The sequence below is a fragment of the Pseudomonas sp. HMSC063H08 genome (assembly GCF_001813645.1).
Taxonomy (GTDB): domain Bacteria; phylum Pseudomonadota; class Gammaproteobacteria; order Pseudomonadales; family Pseudomonadaceae; genus Pseudomonas; species Pseudomonas aeruginosa.
Genome location: NZ_KV813436.1, coordinates 524 through 1,914 on the forward strand (window position 1 = coordinate 524; position 1,391 = coordinate 1,914).

General features: G+C 58.2%; 1 protein-coding gene and 1 pseudogene. Both read right to left on the reverse strand.

Going from position 1 to position 1,391, the window contains the following annotated elements; all coding sequences use genetic code 11:
* On the reverse strand, window positions 1-966 hold a 966-nt coding region (locus HMPREF2924_RS14270; RefSeq protein WP_256567951.1), incomplete at its 3' end, for an STY4528 family pathogenicity island replication protein.
* Window positions 963-1,391, reverse strand: a pseudogene (locus tag HMPREF2924_RS14275) (DUF2857 domain-containing protein); the annotation flags it as partial. The pseudogene HMPREF2924_RS14275 and the gene HMPREF2924_RS14270, both read right to left, overlap by 4 nt.

Genomic DNA, 1,391 nt, shown 5'->3' on the forward strand with positions numbered 1-1,391 from the left:
TACGGCTTGGATCCGTTGCTCGGCCTCCAGTGCGTTCAGGAGATCCTGCCAGTTCGGATGTGCTTCCTCGCGTGCTCGCGGTTGTACTGGTTTTTTACATACAGAATCTTGTTTGTATGTATACGTACTATATGAGTTCGGCATCCGAACCAAGGGCGTACTCGGCGGATTCTGTCTGGGTTCGGCATCCGAACTCAGCGGTAAAGCGCATTGCTTGCCGCTGATTTCACTGAGTTCGGCATCCGAACTCGGGGTTGAGTGAGGTAGATCGGGCCGAGTTCGGATGCCGAACTCTACCGCTGGATCCGCTTCGAGCTGACTATCGATAGCCCATTGCTGGTGGTTCAAGCGTCCCTCGAGCTTCTCCAGATGGGTTGGGAGGCGGCGACCAACGTCCGGGTCATCCCTGAACTCCCGCCAGGTGATCTGGCCGATTTCGCGTATGGCTCGGTTGCTGTGGCCGGTGGACTGGCTCAGCAACTGCATGTAGTCGGTGTCCAACTCCAAGGCTTCGGCTGGAGAGACAGGCTCGTCGTGAAGGATGTAGACGTTGCCCTGTACTTGTCCGTTGAGGTCGTTGCGCAGGCGTCGGCCGAGGCTGAGCCAGCGGGTCAGACGAAGGACCGTGAGTGCCTTGGCGATGGTTTCGCGCGAGGCGATCTTGCCCGGCTGCATGCCGAGATAGGGGCGCAGTTGCTCGTATGTCGGGAACGCGGTCAGTCCGTCGTCGTTGATGAGCAAGCGGAAAACTTGCCAGCAGTTCCGCTCCAGCGGAGTGAGACGCTTATCCAGGAGGAGGCGCCGTGGAACGGTTTCATGAGGATTGCCGCTGAAAATGATGCCGGAATATTGTTGAGCCAGCGGTTCGCCGCTTTCGGCAGCAAGCCGCTTCTTATACAAATGGGCCTCGAGATGCCCCGAGGCCGAGTCCAGCAGTGTCGAGATGGGAAAGCGCGACAGCCTCATGGTGCTGTGTCGCCTTCCGACTGAACCAGGTTCAGTAGTTGTTGACGTTCTGTCTCAGCGTTCACCTGCGTTGTTGCGGATGGGGCAGAGTGGGGCAGGTGTGAGCTGACGCTAGCGAGGTAAAGAGTGGATTGGGACTTTTGCAGGCCCGCCTGGCTCTGGCTCGACTTGCCAGACGGATAGAGCCCGTCTTTCAACCAGCTCTGGATGAGAGACCAAACAATGGCGAGGCTGATGAATTCTGGACTGTCTTGTTCGATTCCGGCGTTGATTTCCTCTGTGAGGATCATCGCGATGTCCAGCAACTCCATGCTGTCCTCAAGGCGGACCTGATTTTCCTGCATCAGGTGCTCCCAGCGGAACCATATCTGGCGCTCGATCTGTTCATCGAGCTGCCGCCAGCGACCGCGGCGCGGGTGGATCTC